Origin of the sequence: Aeromonas sp. QDB39, from assembly GCF_027707585.1 — a bacterium.
Taxonomy (GTDB): domain Bacteria; phylum Pseudomonadota; class Gammaproteobacteria; order Enterobacterales; family Aeromonadaceae; genus Aeromonas; species Aeromonas hydrophila.
The window spans coordinates 1-1,269 of record NZ_JAPCIV010000109.1; the positions used below are offsets into that span (position 1 = coordinate 1).

Sequence of the window (1,269 nt, forward strand, 5' to 3'; positions counted from 1 at the left end):
CTACACGCCGAAACAGCGTCTGGCACAGGCCGCATGACCTCTACTTTTGAATGCCCCTAAAAATGGGGGGATTACCGTTTCCGCTGGCGGAGCGCCGCCAGCGGAGCTATTCCTCGGCCAGCCCGGTCACTATTTTTTCGTTATCCATTATTTCGCTAAATATCCCCGTATTTCATGGTTGGGTCATGCCATGCGCCACGTTATGTTTCATCCATACCGCCGGCAAGCATTATGAAAGTTATCTCTGCCGATAATTAATGTAAACATGATAACCGGCAGTTTTTATTTTGTGGTGGTTGGCAAGCGTTCTGGATGTTCATAAATATAACGAGGTGAATAATGAAAAAACGGCACTCCCTGTTTTTAATGGCGGCACTTCCGCTGGCACTGATGACCTCGGTACAGGCACAGTCAAGCCTGGCCGAGATCCAGCGGGCCGGGGTGATCAAGATCGGCACCGAAGGGGCCTATCCTCCCTTCACCTATCACGACAAGAGCGGCAAGCTGGTGGGCTTTGACGTGGAGATCGGCGAGCTCATCGCAAGCGGTCTCGGCGTGAAGCCCGAGTTCGTCGAGGGCAAGTGGGACGGTCTCATCGCCGGGGTGGACGCCAAGCGCTACGACCTGGTGCTCAACGAAGTGGCCATCACCCCTGAGCGGCTGAAAAAATATGACTTTTCAGACCCCTACATCACCTCCAAGGCGGTGATCGTGGTGCACAGCGACAACCACAGCATCAAGAGTTTTGCCGATCTGAAGGGCAAGAAATCCTCCCAGTCGCTGACCAGCAACTTCGCTCAGCTGGCGAAATCATCGGGCGCCGAGGTGGTGGCCACCGAGGGATTCAACCAGTCCCTTGAACTGGTGCTGACCGGGCGGGTGGATGCTACCCTCAACGACAGCCTCTCCTTTCTCGACTTCAAGAAACAGAAGCCGGACGCCAAGTTGAAGGTGGCGGCCACCGAGGCCAAGGGGGATCAATCGGGGGCCCTGCTCGCCAAGGGACAACCCGAGTTGCTGGCCGCCATCAATCAGGCGCTGCGCAATGCCAAGCAGGATGGCGCATATCAGAAAATATCGCAGAAATATTTCGGCACCGACGTCTCGCAATAATATCGCGGCAACATAATAACAACTGAGGATATTAACGTGCCGGCCTGGTTGCAGTTAATGATCGACTCTTTTTGGCCCCCGCGAATTCAGATAATAACTGCAACACCCATGGTGCATAGGAGAGAAGAGGCCAACTGCCGGTTCTGGTACGCTTCT

At 54.5% G+C, this 1,269-nt stretch carries 1 protein-coding gene; it reads left to right on the forward strand.

Annotated elements, in window-relative coordinates; all coding sequences use genetic code 11:
* Nucleotides 1-339 precede the first annotated feature (339 nt).
* Entirely contained in the window at nucleotides 340-1,113 is a 774-nt protein-coding gene (locus PG899_RS24025) for an amino acid ABC transporter substrate-binding protein (RefSeq protein ID WP_118880914.1), read from the forward strand.
* Nucleotides 1,114-1,269 lie beyond the last annotated feature (156 nt).

What these genes read in the sequence shown, in the direction of transcription:
- PG899_RS24025 (WP_118880914.1), top strand. Translation starts at nt 340, where the DNA reads ATGAAAAAACGGCACTCCCTGTTTTTAATGGCGGCACTTCCGCTGGCA.